This window comes from Nocardiopsis alba (assembly GCF_000710955.1).
Lineage (GTDB): Bacteria > Actinomycetota > Actinomycetes > Streptosporangiales > Streptosporangiaceae > Nocardiopsis > Nocardiopsis alba.
This window is the reverse complement of record NZ_BAZE01000007.1, coordinates 1-20,339: the sequence shown is the minus strand read 5'-3', so window position 1 is coordinate 20,339 and position 20,339 is coordinate 1. Positions and strand designations below refer to the sequence as shown.

The following is a 20,339-nucleotide window of genomic DNA, read 5'->3' as shown; positions in this document are numbered from 1 at the left end:
GCCATCACGGGGCCGGTCGGTCCGGCGTCCGCCGATCATCGCACGACGTCCTGCGGCCGTCTCGGAGCCGACGCCCCTCTCGAAGACGACCACCCTTGCGGTCATCGCCGACCACGTCGTACCTTCGTATAACCGAACACCGTTAGGTTAATGGGAGCGGCCGTGATCGATTTCTCCTTGAGCGAAGAACAACGGGCCATCCGGGACTGGGTACGGACCTTCGTACGACGCGAACTCATGCCGTTGGAGAACGAGGCCCTGCGCCGCGAACGTCAGGGGCACCCGCCAGGTCTGACCACCGAGGAACGCCACGGGCTGCGCTCCCTGGCCCGCTCCTCCGGTTTCTGGGGCGTGTCCACCCCGCAGGAGTACGGCGGCATGGGGCTGGACGCGGTCACCGAGGCCCTCATCGAGACCGAGCTCGGCCGCACCTTCCTGACCTTCAAGTTCGGCGGCGAGGCGGACAACATCCTCTACCACGCCGACGAGGAGCAGAGACGGCGCTACCTGCTGCCCACCATCGAGGGCGAACTCCGGTCCTGTTTCGCCATCACCGAGCCGGGCGCCGGCTCCGACGCCAAGGCCATCCGCACCCGCGCCGTCCGGGACGGCGACGCGTGGGTCCTCAACGGCGAGAAGACCTTCATCACCGGCGGGAACGAGGCCGATTTCGCCCTGGTGTTCGCGGTCACCGACCCCGAGAAGGGCGCCGACGGCGGCGTCACCTGCTTCCTCGTCGACCGCGACATGGGGTGGACCTCCGAGCCCATCGACACCATGGGCGAGCGTCGCCCCGCCTCCCTGGTCTTCCAGGACGTGCGGGTCCCGAACGCCAACGTCCTGGGCGAGGAGGGCCGCGGCTTCGCGCTGGCCATGCGGTGGATCGGCAAGGGACGCTACCTGCTGCCCGCCCGCGCCCTGGGCGGCTGCGAACGCCTGCTCGACATGGCGATCGAGTACTCCCGGACGCGCGAGACCTTCGGGGCGCCGATCGCCGACCGGCAGGCGATCCAGTGGATGATCGCCGACTCCCAGACCGAGATCGAGGCGCTGCGGCTGCTGGTGCTGCACGCCGCCTGGCTGGTCTCCCAGGGGCGGGACTCCCGGCACGCCCAGTCGATCGCCAAACTGTTCGGGGGCGTGAAGGCCAACGAGATCGTCGACCGGGTCCTCCAGATCCACGGCGGTATGGGCTACACCCGCGAACTGCCGATCGAACGCTTCTACCGCGACCTGCGGCTGTTGCGCATCTTCGAGGGCACCGACGAGATCCAGCGGCGCACCATCGCCCGCGACCTGCTCAAGGGCCACGTGAAGGTCGGCGCGGGCCTGACCTGACCGTACGCGCCCATCGTTCCCGCTACCGGGGGCGGTGGGCCGTGCCCGGCAGGGTGTGCAGCGAGAGAGGGGCCGGCGGGGGCAGCCTCGCCCCGGAGGTGTCGGCGCGGAACGCGTGGAGCAGGTAGGCGACCAGCCTCCGGGAGGCCGCCTCGTCGTCCGGAAGCGTCGCCACCAGACCGGCGTGCGCCAGCATGACCAGGACGAGGTCGGAGGGGTGGAAGTCGGACCGCAGGGCGCCCGAGGCCTGCGCACGGCGCATCAGACGCACGAGATCCCCTTCGGCGTGTGCCCGGACCCGCGCGTGTTCGTCCGCCCGCTCGGGGAAGGTCGCCATGAACGCGGCCGGAAACCCCCGTTCCTCCCGTTGAAGTTCGCAGAGCGTCTCGACCAGTCGGACGAACCCCTCCCAGGGGTCGGGGTCCGCCAGAGCGTCCACGAGCGCGTTCGCGCAGGTCCGCATCTGTCGCTCGAACGCGCTCCGGACCAGGTCGTCCCGGGTCGGAAAGTGGCGGTACAGCGTCGCCACGCCGACCCCGGCCCTCCGGGCCACCGTCGCCACCGGGGCGTCGATCCCCCGCTCGGCGAAGACCTCGCGCGCCGCGACGAGCACACGCTCCCTGTTGCGTCGGGCGTCGGCCCGCATGCCTCCGGTGTCCCCGATCCGAGAGGATCCCGCCATCACCGTCTCCCACTTCCGGTCCGTACGGACGATCGCGTCCACCGCAGAGCCTACGGTCGGCCCCGGATCCCCGTCACGAAGGTGGAGTCATGGACGATCGGATGATGAGGTCGGTCCTCTTCGACCGCTACGGCCCTCCCGAGGTGCTCTACACGGCCCGGGTGCCGCGTCCCGAGCCGGGGCCGGGAGAGGTGTTGGTGCGTGTGCGCGCGTTCAGCGTCAACGGTGGTGAGACGGCGGCCCGGGCCGGGCGGGTCCGGATCCTGACCGGTCGGCGCTTCCCTCAGCGGACGGGGCTGGACTTCGCCGGTGAGGTCGCCGCCCTGGGCGTCGGCGTGACGGGGTTCGCGGTCGGTGAGCCCGTGTGGGGCGTGCTGGGCCGTACCTCCGGGTTCGGTAGCGCGGCCGAGTACGTGGTCGCCTCCCCCGAGCGGCTGGGCCGGATCCCCGACGGGACGGACCCGGTGGCGGCGGCCGCGCTGCCGGTCGCCACCACGGCGGTCACCGCGCTGCGGGACAAGGCCGGGCTGCGGCAGGGGGAACGGCTCCTCGTCCGAGGCGCGGCGGGCGGTGTGGGCAACGCCGCCGTCCAACTCGGACGGGCCTACGGCGCGAAGGTCACCGCGCTGGCCCGGGACGCCAACCTCGACTTCGTCCGCGACCTCGGAGCGCACGAGGCCTTCGACCACCGATCGACCCCGCTCGAGGCCCTGAGCCGTTTCGACGTGGTCATGGACACCGTCGGGACCGGGCTTTCGGCCTTACGGCGTCTTCTGAACCCGGGTGGTCGCATGGTCGCCATCGCCTTCGACCTGTCCCGTCCGGTCGGGTCGCTCGGAGGTATCGCGCTCAGCGCGGTCCACGGGCGCGGCCGGGTGCGTTTCTTCAGCGGCGACCCCCGTCGAAAGGACTTCGACGATCTGGCCCGCCACGTGGTCGAGGGGTCGCTGCTCCCGGCGGTGGACACGGTCTTCTCCCTGGAGGAGACGGCCGAGGCGCATCGGGCCCTGGAGGCCGGTGGGGTGCGGGGGAAGTACGTGGTCAAGGTCGGCTGAGAGAGGTCGCCCGCAAGAACACGGGGGCGTCGAGGAAGGGCTGTGCGCACCGTTCCTCGGCACCCCCGATGTGGAGGCGTGGCCTAGGCCACGTCCACCAGGTCCACGACGAAGACGAGGGTCTCGCCGCCCTTGATGACGCCGCCGGCGCCGCGGTCGCCGTAGGCCAGGTGCGGCGGGATGATGAGCTCGCGACGGCCACCGACGCGCATGCCCATGACACCCTGGTCCCAGCCGGGGATGACCTGCCTGGCACCGAGCTGGAAGCGCAGGGGCTCGCCGCGGTTCCAGCTCGCGTCGAACTCCTCACCGGTGGAGAAGGCGACGCCGACGTACTGGACGCTGACCTTGCTGCCGTGACCGGCCTGGTCGCCCTCACCGACCTTGATGTCCCTGATCTTCAGCTCGGTGGGCGGGGGGCCGTCGAGGAAGTCGATCTCGGGGCGTTCGAGCGCCATGGTGGGTCCTCTCTGATTCATGTGAACGTCGAGGGCCAAGGTTATCGGTGATGTCCGAGTGCTCCCGAAGCTCCGACCGGCCGGGACGAGCACCGATGGGCGACCGCGCTTCTCAGTCGGAGCCGACGGTCGCCGCGATCACGTGACCGTGTCCCTCCACCTTGATGGGACCGCTGTCGGCCTGCACGAACACCGATTCACCGCGCCGTAGGAGCATGCCCTCGCCGACCTCGGCGACCAGTTCGACGTCGCCGTGCAGGGCCAGCACCACGGTGGGCCCGTTCCCGGGCAGGTAGGCGGTGATCCGTCCGGGGCCGATCTCGTGGAGGGCGAACTCGGGGGCGGCCGGGCGGAACTCGCGGCGTCCGTCGAGGAGGTCGGGGCGGGCGTAGGGGATGGGCAGGACGGAGAAGTCGACGACGTCGAGCAGTTCGGGGGCGTCGACGTGCTTGCCGGTGAGCCCGGCCCGGAGCACGTTGTCGGAGCTGGCCATCACCTCGATGGCGGTGCCCTGGAGGTAGGCGTGCAGGTTGCCGGCGGGCAGGAAGAGGGCCTGCCCCGGCCAGAGAGTGATGCGGTTGAGCAGCAGGGCGGCGACCGCGCCGGGGTCGGCCGGGTAGCGGTCGGCCAGGTCGGTGATGATTCCGGCGTGGGCGCAGAGCCGTCCCCGCTCGGCCCACTCGGTGACGAAGGCGTCGATCAGTCGGGGGCGGTCGGCCTCGGGGAGACTGAGCAGGCGGGTCAGCGCGGCGCGCAGCGCGATCCGGGTATCGGGGTTCGACAGATCGTCGCGCAGCAGGGCCGCGAGTTCGGAGTCGAGTCCGACCAGGTCGGCGAGGGCGGCGGAGGGCTCGCGGAAACCGCACAGGGCGTCGAAGGGTTCCAACGCCAGCAGCAGCTCGGGCTTGTGGTGGGGGTCCCGGTAGTTGCGGTGGGGGGCGTCCACCGGGATGCCGGCGCGTTCCTCGGCCTCGTAGCCGGAACGGGCGCGGGCGGCGTCGGGGTGCACCTGGAGGGAGAGGGGCGCCTCCGCGGCCAGGTACTTGAGCAGGTAGGGCAGGCGGGCGCCGAAGCGGGCGGTGGTCTCGGGTCCGAGGACGCGGTGCGGGTCGTCGGCGATCAGGGTGGGGAGGGGTCTGGAGCCGTCCTCGCAGTGCACGGTGCTGGGGGCGCCGTGGTGGGCCCCCAGCCAGAGTTCGGCCTGGGGTCCGCCGTCGGGCTCGACCCCCAACAGGTGTGGGATGGCGGCGCGCGCTCCCCAGGCGTACGGTCGTACCTGGTTGGTGAGCCTGTGCATCCGCTCCCCGCTTTCCAGTCTGTGTTCTCTCACCCCGTGGACACCCTGGTGAGGTGGGAACAGTCTGGCGAAGAGACGTTCTCGGGTCGACACGGCACGCCCCACTCCTCGAGGTAGTGCACGCCTCACCTCAGCCGGCGTGCGGGCCCGAGGTCGGTCCGGGAACCGGCCTCGGCCACGAAGTTACTGGGAAGTAAATCATGATCCGAGACACGTGAACAGCACCACACGATCACCTTCCGACGACACCGGCCGCCCCCGGGCCACCGGCTCTCGGCCGGCCGACGGGGACTGACATTATGCCCGTCCGAGTCCCGTTCCATCCCCTGACGAAGGAGAACCGATGCGCCTGCGCCGCGGCGGCCCCGAGGACGCCCCCACCCTGCTGGCCTTGTTCGACGAGGCGGTCGCCTGGCTGACGGCGCGCGGTTCGGCCTCGCAGTGGGGCACCGAACCCTGGTCCGGGATCCCGGAGCGAGTGGCGTTGGTGGAACGGATCGCCGGCGAGGAACTGTGGCTCGCCGAGATCGACGGAACCGTCGCCGGGGCCCTGGCCGTCGCCGAGACGCCCATCTCCTACGCCCCTCCGGTGGACGAACGGGAGCTCTACGTCCACCTGCTCCTGGTCTCGCGGGGCCACGGCGGACGGAACGTGGGCGGCCGGCTGCTGGACCACGCCCGCGGCCTGGCCCGGGAACGGGGGATCTCCCTGGTCAGGGTCGACTGTTGGGCCGGCGGGGACGGGGAGCTGGTCCGCTACTACGAGGGACAGGGGTTCACCCCCTCCCAGCGCGTGCGGGTACGTGACACCGAGGCGCAGGTCTTCGAGGAGCGGGTCCTCCCCCGCCCCGCCCACGGGGGCTAGCGCGCGCGACGCACCTTGTCGGACTCCTCGACGAGCCGGTCGATCATCTGCCCGGTGAGCTCCGGGTCCGGCGGGGCCAGTCCGGCGATCGCCGCCATGTACAGGCCGTCGCCCGCGCGCAGGATGATCTCGGCGAGGACGGGGTCGGTGAGCTCCTCGTGCAGCAGTTCGCGCCAGTGCTCGAACAGGTACTGCACGTGCCGGACCGCCTCCTCCTCCAGCTCCTCGTGGCTGCGCAGGGCCGCGATGAGCGCCCAGTACAGCTCCTTCTCCTCCGGGCTCTGCGGCAGCGAGGTGCGCAGGAAGACCCGGACCAGGCCCTCCTCGCTCTCGCGCGCCTGTCTGAACTCCTCCTCCGCGAGTTCTCGCAGTCGCTCGATCAGCCCGTTCACCATGGCCGCCTTGGACGGGAAGTGGTAGAGCAGCCCGCCCTTGGACACCTCCGCCTCCCTCGCCACGGCCTCCAGGGTCACCGCGGAATAACCGCCCCGGATCAGGGTGTCCTGTAGAGCGTCGAGGATGCGGTCGCGTGTGTTCGAAGTACTCACGATTGACACTGTACCGTCCGGACGGTACTGTACCGTCTGGACGGTCGAAGAGTCCCGAAGTGTGTCTCGAGCCCACCCGGTCGACCAGGCTTCCCGTCCGCCCGGACGATCTCCGCACTCCGCCGGGCCACCTCCGCGAGCTCGACCGAGCCGCGATCCACCCCGCGATCGATGACGAGGGAATGATGAGTACCGCCGAGGCCGGAAACGGCTCCACCCGCGCACACGCGAGCGACGGGAGGCCGCCCGCGCTCGCGGGGCCGCGCGAGTGGGCCGCACTCGCCGTCCTGGTCCTGCCCGTGCTGTTGATCTCGGTCGACATGACCGTGCTCGGCTTCGCCGTGCCCGCGCTCAGTGAGGCCCTGAGCCCCACCGCCGGTCAGCTTCTGTGGATCATCGACATCTACGGCTTCATCCTGGCCGGGCTGCTGATCACCATGGGCTCGCTCGGCGACCGGATCGGCCGACGACGACTCCTCATGATCGGTTCCGCCGCCTTCGGCGTGGCGTCGCTGATCGCGGCCTTCTCGCCCAACGCCGAGGTGCTGATCCTGGCCCGCGCCCTGCTGGGCGTCGCGGGCGCCTCGCTCATGCCCTCGACCCTGTCGCTGCTGCGGAACATCTTCCTGGACCCCCGACAGCGCCTGCTGGCCATCGCGATCTGGGCCTCCGGTTTCTCCGGAGGCGCGGCGCTCGGCCCCATCCTGGGCGGTTGGCTGCTCGAGCACTTCTTCTGGGGTTCGGTCTTCTTGATCAACCTGCCCGTGATGGTGTTGATCCTGATCCTGGTGCCCCTGCTGGTGCGCGAGTCGCGTAACCCCGACTCCGGTCGGATCGACCTGGTGAGCGTCCTGCTGTCCCTGGGCGCCATGCTGCCCGCCGTGTACGGCATCAAGAAGCTGGCCACCGGCGGTGTGGACGTGCTGCCGTTCGTCTCGCTCGTGTTCGGCCTGACCCTGGGCTACCTGTTCGTCCGCCGGCAGAAGAAGCTCGACGACCCGCTCATCGACGTCCACCTGTTCCGCAACCGTGTGTTCAGCGTGGCCGTGGTCACCAACCTGATGATCGTGTTCTCGATGGTGGGGTCGCTGTTCTTCCTCACCCAGTACCTGCAACTGGTGCTGAACGTCTCGCCGATGCGCGCCGGCATGGTGCTGGTCCCCGGCCTGGTGCTGTCCGTCGTGGCCGGCCTGGTCGCCGCCCGCGTGGCCCGGTACCTGAGCCTGGCCACCGTGATCGGGGTGTCCCTGCTGGTCACCGCGGGCGGGTTCGCCACCTTGATCTTCACCCCGGCCGACGACGTCACCCGGGGTGTGACCCTGGTCGTGATCGCCTTCGCCCTCATCGCCTTGGGCACCGGTTTCGCCGAGACGCTGACCAACGGCGCCATCATGTCGGCGGCCCCGCCCAAGCGGGCGGGCGCGGCCTCGGCGATCTCCGAGACCGCCTACGAGATGGGCGGTGCTCTGGGCGTGGCCATCCTGGGCAGCGCGTTGACCGCGTTCTATCGGGCGCACCTGACCGAGGTGGACGGGGTGCCGACCGCCGCCACCGACGCCGCCCGGGAGACCCTGGGCGGTGCCTCCAACGCCGCCGAGCAGGTGGGCGGCGCGGCCGGCGCCACCCTGCTGGACAACGCCCAACTGGCGTTCACCAACGGCATGCACATGACCTCGACCATCGCCGTGGTGATCGTGCTGGCCGCCGCGGTCCAGGCCTGGTTCCTGCTGCGCGGGCAGGGCAACCCGGCGGTGGAGGGGCAGGCCACCGACGAGGAGCGACGCGAGAAGCCCGAGGCGGAGACCGTCGTCGAGGAGGAGCGTCCGGAGACCGTCCTGGCCGCCGCCGATGCCACGAACGACGGCGCGGACGACACCGTCAGGTAGTCGCGCCGCCCACGCACCGCACGGCCCCCGGAGAAGCCTTTCTCCGGGGGCCGACGTATGTCCGAACCTAGGCCCCGTAGGGCGGCCGGGGCAGTCGCAGCAGCTCCACGTCCTCGCCCGGCCCCTCCGGCGGAACGACCGCGTAGGCCTCCGCCAGGGCGGCGCCCCACAGGCTCGCGGGACGGTCGTGACCCACCGGCACGGCCCCCTCCGGCCCGAGGCGCACCGCGACCAGCGAGGTCCGGCCCGGTCTCCCCCGCACCTCGCCGACCAACGGCGTCCGGCCCGCTCCGGCGGTCGGTTCCGTACGGCCGAGCATCCCGGCCAGCAACGGCACCAGAAGAGTCAACGAGGCCACCAGCGCCGCGTTCGGGTTGCCCGGCAGCCCCACGAACACCGTGTCGTCCGAGTGCGCCAACAACTGCGGATGTCCGGGGCGACAGTCCACCCCGTCGACCACCACCTCGGCGCCCGCCTCCCGCAGGACCGTGCGCAGATGATCGGCCGGCCCCTTCGATGAGGATCCGCACACCACCACCACGTCGGCCTCGGCGTCGGCCAAGGCCGCGCCCAGCTCTTCGCGCCCGTCGCCCAGGTGGCGCGTCCGCATGGTGCTCCCGCCGGCCCAGGCCACCACCCCGTCCAGCATCGGGCCGATCGCGTCCCGGACCACCCCCGCCCCGGGCAGCCCCTCGACGGCGATCTCGTCCCCGGTGACCAGCACCTCGACCCGGGGCATTCGCACTCGCAACAGGTCGTGTCCGAGCGCCGCCGCCAACCCCAGGACCGCCGGGGTCACCTCCGTCCCCGCCGGCAGTACCGACTCCCCCGGGGCGATCTCCTCACCGCTCCAGCGCACGTGACGGCCCCGCTCCACCTCACCGTGGATCCGGTCCTTCACGACCGTGGCCGCCTCGTAGGGCAGGACGGCCTCGGTCCCCTTGGGCACCAGCGCCCCCGTGGCGATCTCCACCGCCTCGCCCTCGGCCAGGCAGACCTCCGAGGCCGGAACACCCGCCAACCGGACCCCCACCGGACGCCAGGGGCCCATGCCGCGGACCGCGTAGCCGTCCATCGCCGAGGCGTCGAAGGAGGGCGATCCCACCAGTGCCCTCAGATCGTCCGCCAGCCGTCCGCCCAGCGCCGAGGCCGACGGAAGCACCCCGATCGGACACCCCCACCGCTCCCCCAGCCCTCGGGCCAGCTCACGCGCCCGATCCCAGGGGGTGGAACCCCGATGGCCACCGCACTCCGCCACGACCATGCCCTTTCTTCGCCGCCAGGGTGCGTCCCCGACCGATTCGACGCGCCCGAGGCGGACGCTACCGGGCGCGCGGGGCACCGTCGTCGACCGCCGCACCCGCCCCTCGAACTCCGATTTGCCGTCTGTCGAATCTCCGCTAAAGTCTTTACCAGCAGCAAGGCGCGGCCCACGGAAACGGGGGCGGCCCGGCAGCAAGCGGACGTGGCTCAGCTGGTAGAGCATCACCTTGCCAAGGTGAGGGTCGCGGGTTCGAATCCCGTCGTCCGCTCGGAGGAGACATACGGGTGAGCGATCACCCGGCGTGTACTCGGTGGAGTGGCCGAGAGGCGAGGCAGCGGCCTGCAAAGCCGTCTACACGGGTTCGAATCCCGTCTCCACCTCGAGCAGTATCCGGGGCGATTAGCTCAGTTGGCTAGAGCACTACCTCGACACGGTAGGGGTCACAGGTTCGAGTCCTGTATCGCCCACCCCGGGCTAAGGCCGGAATCCACAAGGATTCCGGCCTTAGTCGTTTTCCACCCCCGTGACACACGCCCCCATAACGCGCCGGCCCCGGACGGAGCACCGGCGCCCTCCATGACCGGGGCGGCGCCAGCACGCTCGCGCACCCCAGGGGGCACCGCCACCCCCCGGCCCCCACCTCCCAAAGACCCGCCCTCAGGCCTGGGGGATCAAAGCAGCCAGGCGCCGCGCGGCCTCCGCCACCGCCACGCCGACCGTCTCGGGGTCCTTCAGTTCCAGGACCGAGACCCCCACCGCGGCCACGGGCTTGCCCTGCCGCCCTACGACGGGGGCGGAGACGCCGCTCACCGCGTGGGTGACCTCGCCGTGGGTGATGGCGTAGCCGCGGCTTCGGGCCTGGGTCACCTCTTCTCGTTCCTGTTCGCGCGGCGGCATCGCCGAGAGGAGGGCGAGTCCCGCCGAGCCCTGGTCCATCGGGTCGACTCGGCCGGCTCGGAAGGCGATGTGCGCGTGCGCGCCGCGCGGTTCGACCACCATGAGCGCCCTGGCCTCCGCCTCCCCTTCGGGGACGACGAGGTGCGCGGTGGCGCCCTGGGTCTCCGCCAGTTCCATGAGGACGGGTCCGGCGACGGTGCGCAGGTCGACCTCGACGGCTTCGGCCAGGGACACCAGGCCGGGCCCGAGGGTGACGCGTTTGGAGGGGTCACGGGTGCACAGACGGTGCTCTTCCAGGGTGCGGATCAGCCGGTGGGCGACCGTCCGGTGCACCCCGACCCCTTCGGCGACCTCGGAGACCGTCAGCCCGTGTGGGTTGCGCGCGAGCAGCTCCAGCACCTCGATGCCGTTGTGGAGCGTCTTCGACGTCTTGGTGTCGGGTCGGTCTCCCTGTGCAGGTGGCACGCGTTTCCTTTCGATGGCGGACACACGCCACCCCCTTGACGGGAGTGACGTGTGACACGTACGTTAACTTTTAATCGCACGGCGCGTGCGATTATAGCACACCGGAGATGTATGGACACCCCGACGGCCTCCCAGATCCACCAGTTCTACGCGCGGCAGTCCCACCTCATCGACTCCGGTCGCGCGCGGGAGTGGGCCGACACCTTCACCCCGGACGGCGAGTTCCACTCACCGACCTATCCCGAACCCGTGGTCGGGTCCGCGGCCCTGGCCGACTTCGCGGCCGGGTTCCACCGCAGGGCCGCCGAACAGGGCGAGGTCCACCGGCACGTGGTCACCAACGTCTGGGTGCGCTCCGACGAGGAGGCGCCCTTCGACGGCGTCGTCGTCGAGGCCTACCTCCAGGTCTTGGCGACAGCGGTCGGCGGATCGACCCGCGTCCTGCGCATGACCACCCTGACCGACCACCTGGTGGTCTCGGAGGGCCGGTGGTCGGTCGCCAGGCGCGAGGTGCGCCGCGACGACTCCCCCCGCTGAGACTCGCCCCCACCACGAGACCCCACTCCCCTCATCCTGAAAGGAACCCCCGATGACCCAGCACGAGGGCACCGGCCCCGCACGCGTCGACGACCGGCCGGTGACCGCGCTGTACCCCGAACTGCTCGGCACCACCGCGGTGGTCACCGGAGCAGCGCGGGGTATGGGCCGCGCCTTCACCCGCGCCCTCGCCCTGCGGGGCGTCAACGTCGTGGCGGCGGACATCGACGACGCGGCCATGAAGGCGACCGCTGAGGAGATCAACCGGAACGCGGCGGCGGAGGCGCTCGTGTCGACCCCCGGCAGGGTCCTGGCCCGCCGCGTCGACGTGACCGTCGCCGAGCAGCACGACGAGCTGGCCCGCGTCGCCCTCTCCGAGTTCGGTTCCCTCGATTCCTGGGTGAACAACGCCGGGATCTTCCCGTACGCCCCGGTCGGGGAGATCGACACCGACCAGATGAGCGCCGTGCTCGACGTCAACGTGCAGGGCGTCCTGCACGGAGCCCAGGCCGCCGCCCGCCACATGCGCCCGGGCGCGGCCATCGTGAACATGTCCTCGATCTCCGCGGTCCGGGTGCGCAAGGGGCGCGCGGCCTACTGCGCGTCCAAGGCCGCGGTGGCCCACCTGTCGGAATCGTTGGCGGTCGAGCTCGGGGACCGGGGCATACGGGTCAACTCCATCGCTCCCGGCTTCATCGACACCGAGATGACCCGCTGGCTCCAGGACGACCCCGAAGCCCTCGCGGCCGCCATGGACCGGGTGCCGCTGCACCGGGTGGGCTCGCCCGAGGAGGTCGTGGGGGTGCTGCTCTTCCTGCTCTCCGACAGCAGCAGATACGTGACCGGCCACAGCATCGCCGTGGACGGGGGGTCGCGCCATGTCTGAGGCCCACGAGCACGACGTGATCGTGATCGGTGGCGGCGGTGCCGGGTTGGCGGCTGCGGCGAGCGCCGCCGAACGGGGGGCCAGGGTCCTGCTGTTCGAGTCCGAGACCGAACTCGGCGGATCGACGCAACTGTCGGCCGGCCTGTTCACCGCGGCGGGCACCAGCGTGCAGGCGGCGCTCGGCGTCGAGGACTCCCCCGAACGCTTCTACCAGCACTACATGGACCTCAACCAGTGGATGCTGGAGCCCGGGCTGATCGAGACGTTCTGTCGGCGGAGCGGTCCGGCGCTCGAATGGCTCATCGGGCTCGGCGTCGAGTTCCCCGCCGTGCTCTCCACCAACGCCCACACGCCCGGTCTGACCCGGGCCGGGGTGGAGGACGTCTGGCGGGGCCACGTGCCCAAGGACCAGGGGTACGGGCTGGTGAGCGTCCTGGCCGCCGCCTGCCGGGAGCGACGTGTGGAGGTCGTCCTGAACACGCGGGTCGAGGACCTGTTGTTCGAGGACGGACGTGTGGTCGGCGCGGTCGCGGACGGCGTCGAGGTGCGCGCGGCGGCGGTCGTGGTGACCACGGGCGGCTTCTCCCACGACCCCGCCCTGTTGGAGGAGCACTATCCGGACGCGCTGAGGTCCGGTGCGGACGGCTTCGTCGTCGCCGCCGAGGGCAGCCGGGGCGACCACCTGCGCTTCGCCGACCGGGTGGGGGCGTCGGTGACCGGGTCGGGATGGGGTCTGATCCTGCCCACCGCCTACTTCCAGCGCCGGCACCACTGGCAGTCGGGGTTCCCGCCGCTGTCGCGGATCCACGTGGACGAACGGGGACTGCGCTTCATGGACGAGGACGCCTCCTACGCGGTCTCGACCGGCATCATCGACGCGCGGGGCGGCCGGGTCTGGTGCGTCTTCGACGAGCGGGCGAGGAGGTCCCTGCCCGCCGGCTACTCCGACTGGACCCCCGACCGGATCACCGAGGAGGCCGAGGCGGGTCGCACGCTCCGCGCCGACACGCTGGAGGAACTCGCCGGCATGATGGGCGTCCCGGAACGGGCCCTGGTCACCACGGTGCGGGACTGGAACGAACAGCTGCCGCACGGCCGGGATCCGCTCTTCCTGCGGCACCGCACCCTGGAGGCCAAGGGGCTGACCTCACCGCCCGATCCCATCGGTCCCGGGCCGTACTACGCCGCCCGGTACCTGCCGACCGAACTGGTCTGCACCCACGCCGGGCTGGCCGTGGACGGCCGCGCCGCCGTCCGCGACCGCGCCGGCCGGCCCATCGACGGCCTCTTCGCCGCTGGTGAGGCCGGTGCCGGGGTGCTCGGTCCCCGCTACGTCGGCGGCGGCAACGCCGTCTCCAACGCCGTCACCATGGGTCGCGTCGCGGGCCTCGAGGCGGCCGCCGGGCTCTGACCCGGAATCCCCCGATTCATCAGGGCCGCGGTGTCCGATCCCGGCCCGACCTGCCCACTAGGAGGCAGCATGTCACTGGACCCCCAGCCGTCCCGGACCCCGGAGCGGACCTCGGATCACGGCGACTTCCGCTCACGTCTGAAGGTCATCCGCGCCGCGGTGCTCGGCACGATCGTGGAGTACTACGACTTCGGCATCTACGGTTACATGGCGACGTTCGTCGCGGCCCTGTTCTTCGTATCGGACGATCCGACCGCGGCGATGCTGGGCACCTTCGCCGCCTTCGCCGTCGCCTTCTTCATGCGGGTGCCCGGCGGGATCTTCTTCGGCCACATCGGTGACAAGTACGGACGCAAGCAGGCGCTGTCGTGGACCATCCTGCTCATGGTGCTGGCCACGGCGCTGATCGGGGTACTGCCGAACTACTACACCCTGGGCATGTGGGCGACGAGCATGCTCGTCTTCTGCCGCTGTCTCCAGGGGTTCGCGGCCGGCGGCGAACTGGGCGGGGCCAACGCCTTCGTCGCGGAGTCCGCCCCGGCGCGTTGGCGCGCCACCCAGACCTCGCTGGTCAACTCCGGCACCTACCTCGGTTCGCTCTTCGCGGCCCTGGTCGCGCTGACCGCCACCAGCGTCTTCACCGATCAGCAGATCCTCGACTGGGCGTGGCGGATCCCGTTCCTGCTGAGCCTGCCGATCGGTGTCATCGGCCTGTACATCCGCAGCCACCTCGACGACACCCCGCAGTTCAAGGAGCTCAGCGCCCAGGGTGAGACCAAGAAGGTCCCCGTGCGCGACCTCCTGGTCACCAACTGGCGATCGGTCGTGAAGATCGTCTGCCTCGGCGCCGTGATCACGGGCGGGTACTACATCGCCTCGGTGTACGCGGCCACCTACCTTCAGACCACGGCGGGGCACTCCTCGCAGGTGGCCTTCGCCTCGACCTCGGTGGCCATGGTGCTCGGGGCGTTGACCCTGCCGCTGTCCGGTTATCTGGCGGACACCGTCGGCCGGAAGAAGGTCCTGTTCATCGGGAGCGCCGGAGCCGCGCTCCTCGGCGTGCCGATGTTCATGATGATGGCGGCGGGGCCCGCCTGGGCGGCCTTCGTGGGCCAGTCCGTGCTCTTCGTCCTCGTGTCGGTGGTCAACGGCGCCTCGTTCGTCACCTACGCGGAGATGCTCAGCGCTTCGACCCGCTACAGCGGCATCGCCCTGGGCAACAACGTGACCAACACGCTTCTGGGCGGTACCGCCCCCTTCATCGCCACCTGGCTGATCAGCGTCACCGGGAACGATCTCGCCCCCGCCGGCTACTTCGTTCTCACCGCCCTGATCACCCTGGGGGCCGTCTTCTTCGTGACCGAGACGCGCGGCAGCGAACTGCGCATCGACTAAGGAGCGGTTCATGGACCACCACGGACTCAAGGGCCTCACCGTCGTCGTCACGGGCGCCGCCACCGGCATGGGCCGCGCCGAGGCCACGGAACTGGCCGCGCGGGGCGCCCACGTATGGATCGCCGATGTCGCCGAGGACCCCGGCCGCGAACTCGCGCGCACGCTCACGGATCGTGGGGGCCGTGCCGAGTTCTTCCGCCTCGACGTGACCGACCCCTCGGCGTGGGCGGACCTGCGCGACGCGCTCACCGAGGGCCCGGGCGTCGTCCACGGCCTGGTGAACAACGCGGGGGTGAGCCACCGTCACGGCATCGTCGACACCGCCGACGAGGACTGGCAGCGGGTGCTCGACATCAACCTGTCCGGAATCTTCTACGGCATGAAGTACCTCGCGCCCCTGCTCAAGGAGGCGGGCTCGGCCTCTGTGGTGAACGTGTCCTCCATCGCCGGGATGACCGGCTACTTCGCCGCCGGGTACGCGGCGAGCAAATGGGGGGTCCGCGGCATCAGCAAGACCGGAGCACTGGAGTTCGCGCGCTGGGGTGTTCGGGTCAACTCCCTGCATCCCGGCCTCGTGGACACGCCCCTGCTGTGGTCCGGCGCTCCGGAGTTCGTACACGAGAGCCTGCGCTCGGTGCCCGCCGGGCGGGTCGCAACACCCGAGGAGATCACCGACGCGGTGCTGTTCCTGTTGTCCGACGCCTCGCGCTACGTCACCGGAACGGAGCTGGTCGTGGACGGCGGGATGACCTCGTCCGGGCTCTACCACCGTCTGCTCTCGGGGCTCGGCGACCAGGAGGGGTGAGGGAACGGTCGAGGCCCGGTGCGGCTCTGTGGCAGCCTCGCCCCCACTCCGGTGGGGGTGGCTCCCCTTCTCGTGGCGTGGGACTGGTTCGGCAGTACGGCTCTACCGGGTTCGTCCAGGGTGACGCGGTGAGTCGTGGCCTGTGGTCGGTATCGATCTCTGCTCCATAGGAGGACGACCGGTCTTCTGTGGTGGAGGCGGTGGTGGTCGGACGATCCCCGAAACGCCCTCCGTTCGAGGCGACCGGGCTCATCAGCGAGAGCAAAGACCCCGCTCGAGGCGTCCCGATGGTGGAGGCACACGTTGGTCGGGGGCCGCACCCGAAGTGCGCTTCGGGTGCGGCCCCCGCGGAGGGTCCCGATCGGAGCCGCCGGGTCTCCAGGCCCTGTGCTCCGACATCCAGCCGGCCCTCACGATCTATGGCTGCTCCGACCCGTCGAGTGCGGAGCGCTCTTCCTCGCATCGTTGCGCGAAGGTTCGTGGAGGGGCCGGAGGTGGTGGTGACACCCCCGGCCCGCTCCCCCACGACCCCACCCGGATCCAGGTCCGGGCAGGGCCTCGCCACCCGAAGGCGGCGGGGCTTGGAAGGTATGGCGGTACGGGACCTGACGGAGCTCGCGAAGAGGTGGTCCGCGATGTCCGAGGTCGACCGCACCGTCACGCCGGCTTTCACACCGCTGGCGCGGTCCGCAGGCGGATCATCGTCCGGGTTCGGTGAGCAGGCGTTGGACATCGGACTTGAAGTACCGGCGATGTCCGCCCAGAGTGCGGACCCACCGCAATCTGCCTTCCTGGGCCCACAGACGGACGGTCTTGGGATCCACCCGGAACGCCTGCGCGACCTCCTGGGGTGTGAGCAGGTCCATGGGGTCGACATCCGGCTGCGTCATGTTCTTCTCTCAGGGGGTCGTTATCGGGGGTCGTGGAAGTTCAGGGGGTTGGGTCGTGTGCGCCAGGCCCGTGTCAGGGGCGTGGAAGTCGTAACAGGGAGAGGTTCAGCGCGCCGGTGTCCGTGTCCGGGCGGAGTGCAGTGCGGCCAGTACCTGGACCAGTCGTCCTTCGGCATCGTCCAGCAAGGCGTTCCTGCGGGCTTGGCTGTTGCCCGCCCACTGGGCGCGAGTGAGATAGCGGGCGGCATCCTCGGCCGCACTCGCTCCGGCCAACAAGGTGGGACCGCAGGCCGGGCGGGCGGCCTGGTCCCACGCGGGACGGGTGCCCTCGACCTGCCGACGCCGGGTCTGAAGCGGCAGTTGGGCCTGGTCCCAGAGCAGGTAGGCCTGCTCCCGCCCCTCCTGGTCGGCTTCGTAGGAGTCCAACAGTCTGGTCAGGAGCTCATGAGAGGGGCGGATGCGTCCGGTCTCGATCCGCGAGACCGTCGACTGATCCACCCCCGACAACCGATACCCGCTCAACCCGGCCGCCTTGCGCAACCGCTTCAGGTGGACGCCGAGCTCCTTCTTGCTGTCGGTGCACAGGGAGTCCGCGTCCTGATCCACCTGGGTCTCCTTGGTTTTCGCCGATGTGGGCTGTTCGGGGCCCGGTGGACGAGATGTACGAGAGCTTCTCGGTTCTTCCGGGCGAGCTGTCACTCGGAGGGGTGGGCCCCAGGAGGGCGCCGGCAAGGGCGCGCCTCCTGGGACACCGGACGGGCCACGCATTGCTGCTGCCAGGCCGCAAGTGCCCCGTCGTCTTAGTGAGGTCGGTCAGGCGAGGGTGCGCACCAGCGCGTCCCAAGCACTGCCCGGCAACGTCAGTCGGACCTGGTCGGGGTTCTGGGTGTCGCCCATCAACACGTTCCCGCCCGCGATGAGCTTGGCGGCAGCGCAGTTGGAGGCGCCCTGCGAGGCCTCGGCCTTGTGCCACACCCCGGCGGTCAAGGACCTACGACCCTGGGTCTGCACGATCTTCATGAAATATCCTCTACCTGCTTGTTCTTGCGGTTGACACCCCGGGAGGCGGCGGCAACCGCCCCCGGGAACGAGCCCTGGCGGGCTCTACGGTGCCCTCACTTCTCGGGTGAGGGCACCGAGCCTTTTCACGGACCGGTCAGTCGACCCCGCTGGAGGGAGCAGACCGCACGGGAGAAGCGGTGCACTCCGCGCGTTCAGGCGGCGCGGTCCGGGAAGCCCGGTTAGATCGGGCGAGGGTGGTCAGAGCGGCGATCGGCGGCTCTCCCCCACCCGACTCACGCGGCGACAACCCCCGCCAACGCCCCCAACCCGCGGCTTCGAACACCTTCCGCAACCCATCCGGATCGCGTGCCACCAACCGGGTATCCGCACCCTGCTCCTGGGCCTGGTCGGTATAGACCTCGGCGGCGCCGACCATCCCGGACAGGTGGGTGATCCCCCACCCACTCCCCGGAGCAAGCCCCGCAGCGAGCGCCTCGACCAACCCCGACAGCTCTTCGTCTTCAAGGTGGTCGAGGGTCAGGGTGGAGAGCACCCCCACCGGAACCGACAGATCCAGATGCTCACCCAGAGCGTTGACCAGGGTTTCCGGATAGCGCAGATCCAAATCCAGCACCCGCACGTTGTACCCCCGAACCTGAGCCGAGTGCTCCCACCACGCCCGCGCCGCCGCCAGGGCGGCCAGGTCGTGGTCGACATAGACCGTCCTCGCCCGCGACCCCCACAGCACCCGGCCGCGTTCGTGTGGAGCGCGGCGCATCGCCGGCAGCCCGCAGCCCAGGTCGATCACCTGGGAGAAGGAGCGACAGACCGCGTCGACCACGCCTTCTCGGGCCTTGCGGTGCACCAACATCTGCCCCGCCAGACCGGGTGAGGCCTCGGCCATCTTGACGGCCGTGTGGCGATCCTGGCTCCACGAGTCTTTCCCGTAGTCCAGGTAGTCGAACGTCCGGGCCGCGTTGGTCAAAGCCCATTCCTCACGATCCAACAAAGTGCCACTGCGGGCCGCGCCCCACGTCATCGTCATCGCTACCCCCGCATTCGCATCGTGGTTCGGATAGGGGGCGACACCTGTGGCCCGGGCACGCCGGACCTGGTCGACGGTGCCCTGGAGGTAGTAGTAACGACGCCCCACATGCAGAGCCGGGATGATGCCCTCGCGGGCCCAGCGGGCGGCGGTCGCATACGACACCCCCCACTGCAAGGCGGCCTGGGCGGGGGTCAAGAGGTCGTCCATGTCCGACCTCCCATGGCGAGGTAGCGCTTGACCGCGACCCCGAGCTCTTGGGTGCCGGCGTCCTGCTCGGCCTGCTCCGCTTCGCGCAACTGCCGTTCCACCCGGGAGCGTTCGTCCAAGATCCCGTCGACCAACAGCCGGGCCAGACTCAACCGGTGATCCACCCGCGCCAACCGCTGCTGCACGCTCAACCGGCCCAACAACCGCAACGCGCTCAACTCCGCGGCCGCGTTCTGCTCCACCGAACCCGAAGCAGGGGTCGGAGGACCGGACGGAGATCGCGGGGTGCGCCGAGGCAGAGGGACCGGAGGCTTCGGCGGAACGGGCCGCTCAGGCTCGCCGGAGATCGGGAGGAACCCGGCCCAGTGAGCGAACCGGCGCCGAAGACCGAACCAGCCCCTCCGAACCTTCGGGATGACCGGGCCAGCGGTGGTGTCGGTGGTCTTAGATGGAGCGAGGGTCCCCGCCCGAGCTGTCGGGGCATACGTGCCCCTCCGGGACGGCTGGGCGTGCCTGCCCCGCTGCACCGAGGTCGACGTGGTGCTGGTCTTGGGAGGGGTGAACGTGGTGGTTGGGAGGGTGCGTCGGACCTGTGTCGGGATCATGCTCACGGTGTGCTCCTTGCTACTGGTCAGGGAAGTTCGATCCGGGCCTTGACCGTCACCGGTAGACCCGCGCATCCGTCCCAGTCCCAATAGAAGGAGAGTGAAGCCACCCGCCCCAGACCACCGCCGTGGCTCTTCTGCTCCGGGAACGAGAGCTTCTTAGTACTGCAACGACAGGTTGCGATGTGATGGCCGCACACGGTAAGTAATCGTGTGTGGCCATCACTGACCTTGAGACCTGGTCGCGGTCCTTCTCCGAGTTCACCGCGTCCTTCGCCCACCGCTTTCCCCGCGTTGAGTCCCGCCGCCAGGCCACCTCCTACCTGCGTGGACTCCTCAGCGAACTGGAACGCAAGAACGGGTGGACCCTGGCCGAGATGTGCGGTGAACAGGGTCCCGAGCGCCTTCAGCGCCTGCTGAACTTCTACGCCTGGGACACTGACGGTGTGCGGGACGACGTCCGCGACCTGGTGGTAGAGGTCCTGGCCGATCCCGACCACGGTGTGCTGATCCTGGACGACACCGGGTTCCTCAAGAAAGGCACGAAATCGGCCGGGGTAGCCCGCCAGTACTCGGGAACCGCCGGAAGAATCGAGAACTGCCAGATCGGCGTGTTCCTGGCCTATGCCAGCAGCAAGGGCCGGGCGTTGATCGACCGGGAACTCTACCTGCCCAAAGCCTGGACCGAGGACCGCGACCGATGCCGGGCCTCCGGTATCGGTGAACAGGTCGCCTTCGCAACCAAGAACGAACTCGGCCACGCAATGCTCCGCAGGGCCGTTCAATCCGGAATTCCTT

At 70.3% G+C, this 20,339-nt stretch carries 21 protein-coding genes and 3 tRNA genes; 13 read left to right on the top strand and 11 right to left on the bottom strand.

Going from position 1 to position 20,339, the window contains the following annotated elements; translation table 11 throughout:
* The first annotated feature begins 162 nt into the window (after positions 1-162).
* On the top strand, positions 163-1,338 hold the full coding sequence (locus TR33_RS14195; RefSeq protein ID WP_042283782.1) for an acyl-CoA dehydrogenase family protein: 1,176 nt from the start codon (positions 163-165) through the stop codon (positions 1,336-1,338).
* Between the two features lie 22 nt (positions 1,339-1,360).
* Here the strand turns inward: TR33_RS14195 and TR33_RS14190 are convergent, their stop codons facing one another.
* On the bottom strand, positions 1,361-2,062 hold the full coding sequence (locus tag TR33_RS14190) for a TetR/AcrR family transcriptional regulator (RefSeq protein WP_234305845.1): 702 nt from the start codon (positions 2,060-2,062) through the stop codon (positions 1,361-1,363).
* A gap of 47 nt (positions 2,063-2,109) precedes the next feature.
* On the opposite strand from TR33_RS14190, the gene TR33_RS14185 reads away from it, so the two are divergent.
* Positions 2,110-3,075 (top strand): NAD(P)-dependent alcohol dehydrogenase, encoded by a 966-nt coding sequence (locus tag TR33_RS14185; RefSeq protein ID WP_042283621.1) that lies wholly within the window; start codon positions 2,110-2,112, stop codon positions 3,073-3,075.
* Between the two features lie 83 nt (positions 3,076-3,158).
* On the opposite strand, the gene TR33_RS14180 is transcribed toward TR33_RS14185, so the two are convergent.
* Both TR33_RS14180 and manA read right to left on the bottom strand, forming a co-directional pair.
* Complete coding sequence (locus tag TR33_RS14180; protein WP_017536453.1) at positions 3,159-3,533, bottom strand: FKBP-type peptidyl-prolyl cis-trans isomerase; 375 nt, start codon at positions 3,531-3,533, stop codon at positions 3,159-3,161.
* A gap of 112 nt (positions 3,534-3,645) precedes the next feature.
* The gene (gene manA / locus TR33_RS14175; RefSeq protein WP_026125358.1) at positions 3,646-4,830 is read right to left on the bottom strand and encodes a mannose-6-phosphate isomerase, class I; all 1,185 of its coding nucleotides are present in this window, start codon (positions 4,828-4,830) and stop codon (positions 3,646-3,648) included.
* A gap of 343 nt (positions 4,831-5,173) precedes the next feature.
* Between manA and TR33_RS14170 the strand changes: the two genes are divergently transcribed.
* Positions 5,174-5,695 carry a GNAT family N-acetyltransferase gene (locus TR33_RS14170; protein WP_017536455.1) on the top strand — a complete coding sequence of 174 codons (522 nt, stop codon included), beginning with the start codon at positions 5,174-5,176 and terminating at the stop codon, positions 5,693-5,695.
* Here TR33_RS14170 and TR33_RS14165 read toward each other — a convergent pair.
* On the bottom strand, positions 5,692-6,243 hold the full coding sequence (locus TR33_RS14165; RefSeq protein WP_026125359.1) for a TetR/AcrR family transcriptional regulator: 552 nt from the start codon (positions 6,241-6,243) through the stop codon (positions 5,692-5,694). The two genes, TR33_RS14170 and TR33_RS14165, sit on opposite strands and share 4 nt — an antisense overlap.
* A 185-nt stretch (positions 6,244-6,428) precedes the next feature.
* Between TR33_RS14165 and TR33_RS14160 the strand changes: the two genes are divergently transcribed.
* Positions 6,429-8,129, top strand: a complete 1,701-nt coding sequence (locus TR33_RS14160; protein WP_042283779.1) for an MFS transporter — start codon at positions 6,429-6,431, stop codon at positions 8,127-8,129.
* Positions 8,130-8,196: 67 nt separating this feature from the next.
* On the opposite strand, the gene TR33_RS14155 is transcribed toward TR33_RS14160, so the two are convergent.
* Positions 8,197-9,393, bottom strand: coding sequence for a molybdopterin molybdotransferase MoeA (locus tag TR33_RS14155; protein ID WP_042283617.1), 1,197 nt, complete (start codon positions 9,391-9,393; stop codon positions 8,197-8,199).
* 195 nt (positions 9,394-9,588) lie between these two features.
* On the opposite strand from TR33_RS14155, the gene TR33_RS14150 reads away from it, so the two are divergent.
* From TR33_RS14150 to TR33_RS14140, 3 genes are all read left to right on the top strand, one after another.
* Positions 9,589-9,661: transfer RNA gene (locus TR33_RS14150), tRNA-Gly, on the top strand.
* A gap of 41 nt (positions 9,662-9,702) precedes the next feature.
* A tRNA-Cys gene (locus TR33_RS14145) sits at positions 9,703-9,773 on the top strand.
* Between the two features lie 13 nt (positions 9,774-9,786).
* Positions 9,787-9,860: transfer RNA gene (locus tag TR33_RS14140), tRNA-Val, on the top strand.
* A 190-nt stretch (positions 9,861-10,050) separates the two neighbouring features.
* On the opposite strand, the gene TR33_RS14135 is transcribed toward TR33_RS14140, so the two are convergent.
* On the bottom strand, positions 10,051-10,755 hold the full coding sequence (locus tag TR33_RS14135; RefSeq protein ID WP_052358172.1) for an IclR family transcriptional regulator: 705 nt from the start codon (positions 10,753-10,755) through the stop codon (positions 10,051-10,053).
* Positions 10,756-10,866: 111 nt separating this feature from the next.
* On the opposite strand from TR33_RS14135, the gene TR33_RS14130 reads away from it, so the two are divergent.
* The 5 genes from TR33_RS14130 to TR33_RS14110 all read left to right on the top strand — a co-directional run bounded on the left by TR33_RS14130 (position 10,867) and on the right by TR33_RS14110 (position 15,789).
* Positions 10,867-11,292: a nuclear transport factor 2 family protein gene (locus TR33_RS14130; protein WP_042283611.1), complete on the top strand. Its 426-nt coding sequence runs from the start codon at positions 10,867-10,869 to the stop codon at positions 11,290-11,292.
* A gap of 52 nt (positions 11,293-11,344) precedes the next feature.
* Complete coding sequence (locus TR33_RS14125) at positions 11,345-12,178, top strand: SDR family NAD(P)-dependent oxidoreductase (RefSeq protein ID WP_017536465.1); 834 nt, start codon at positions 11,345-11,347, stop codon at positions 12,176-12,178.
* A complete protein-coding gene (locus TR33_RS14120; protein WP_042283608.1) occupies positions 12,171-13,589 on the top strand; it encodes an FAD-dependent oxidoreductase in 1,419 nt (472 codons plus the stop codon). Before TR33_RS14125 ends, TR33_RS14120 begins: the two co-directional genes overlap by 8 nt.
* Positions 13,590-13,658: 69 nt before the next feature.
* Positions 13,659-14,984: an MFS transporter gene (locus TR33_RS14115; protein ID WP_042283604.1), complete on the top strand. Its 1,326-nt coding sequence runs from the start codon at positions 13,659-13,661 to the stop codon at positions 14,982-14,984.
* A gap of 10 nt (positions 14,985-14,994) precedes the next feature.
* Entirely contained in the window at positions 14,995-15,789 is a 795-nt protein-coding gene (locus TR33_RS14110) for an SDR family NAD(P)-dependent oxidoreductase (protein WP_042283601.1), read from the top strand.
* 698 nt (positions 15,790-16,487) lie between these two features.
* Here the strand turns inward: TR33_RS14110 and TR33_RS14105 are convergent.
* From TR33_RS14105 to TR33_RS14085, 5 genes are all read right to left on the bottom strand, one after another.
* Entirely contained in the window at positions 16,488-16,655 is a 168-nt protein-coding gene (locus TR33_RS14105) for a BldC family transcriptional regulator (protein ID WP_014910824.1), read from the bottom strand.
* A 129-nt stretch (positions 16,656-16,784) separates the two neighbouring features.
* Positions 16,785-17,285, bottom strand: a complete 501-nt coding sequence (locus TR33_RS14100) for a helix-turn-helix domain-containing protein (protein WP_042283598.1) — start codon at positions 17,283-17,285, stop codon at positions 16,785-16,787.
* A 207-nt stretch (positions 17,286-17,492) separates the two neighbouring features.
* Positions 17,493-17,699: a DUF397 domain-containing protein gene (locus TR33_RS14095; protein WP_042283595.1), complete on the bottom strand. Its 207-nt coding sequence runs from the start codon at positions 17,697-17,699 to the stop codon at positions 17,493-17,495.
* A 136-nt stretch (positions 17,700-17,835) separates the two neighbouring features.
* Positions 17,836-18,936 (bottom strand): helix-turn-helix domain-containing protein, encoded by a 1,101-nt coding sequence (locus TR33_RS14090; RefSeq protein WP_042283592.1) that lies wholly within the window; start codon positions 18,934-18,936, stop codon positions 17,836-17,838.
* On the bottom strand, positions 18,921-19,178 hold the full coding sequence (locus TR33_RS14085; protein WP_026125378.1) for a hypothetical protein: 258 nt from the start codon (positions 19,176-19,178) through the stop codon (positions 18,921-18,923). Before TR33_RS14085 ends, TR33_RS14090 begins: the two co-directional genes overlap by 16 nt.
* A 584-nt stretch (positions 19,179-19,762) precedes the next feature.
* On the opposite strand from TR33_RS14085, the gene TR33_RS14080 reads away from it, so the two are divergent.
* Positions 19,763-20,339 (top strand): IS701 family transposase (locus TR33_RS14080; RefSeq protein ID WP_199806146.1); only part of this gene is annotated, 577 nt, incomplete at its 3' end.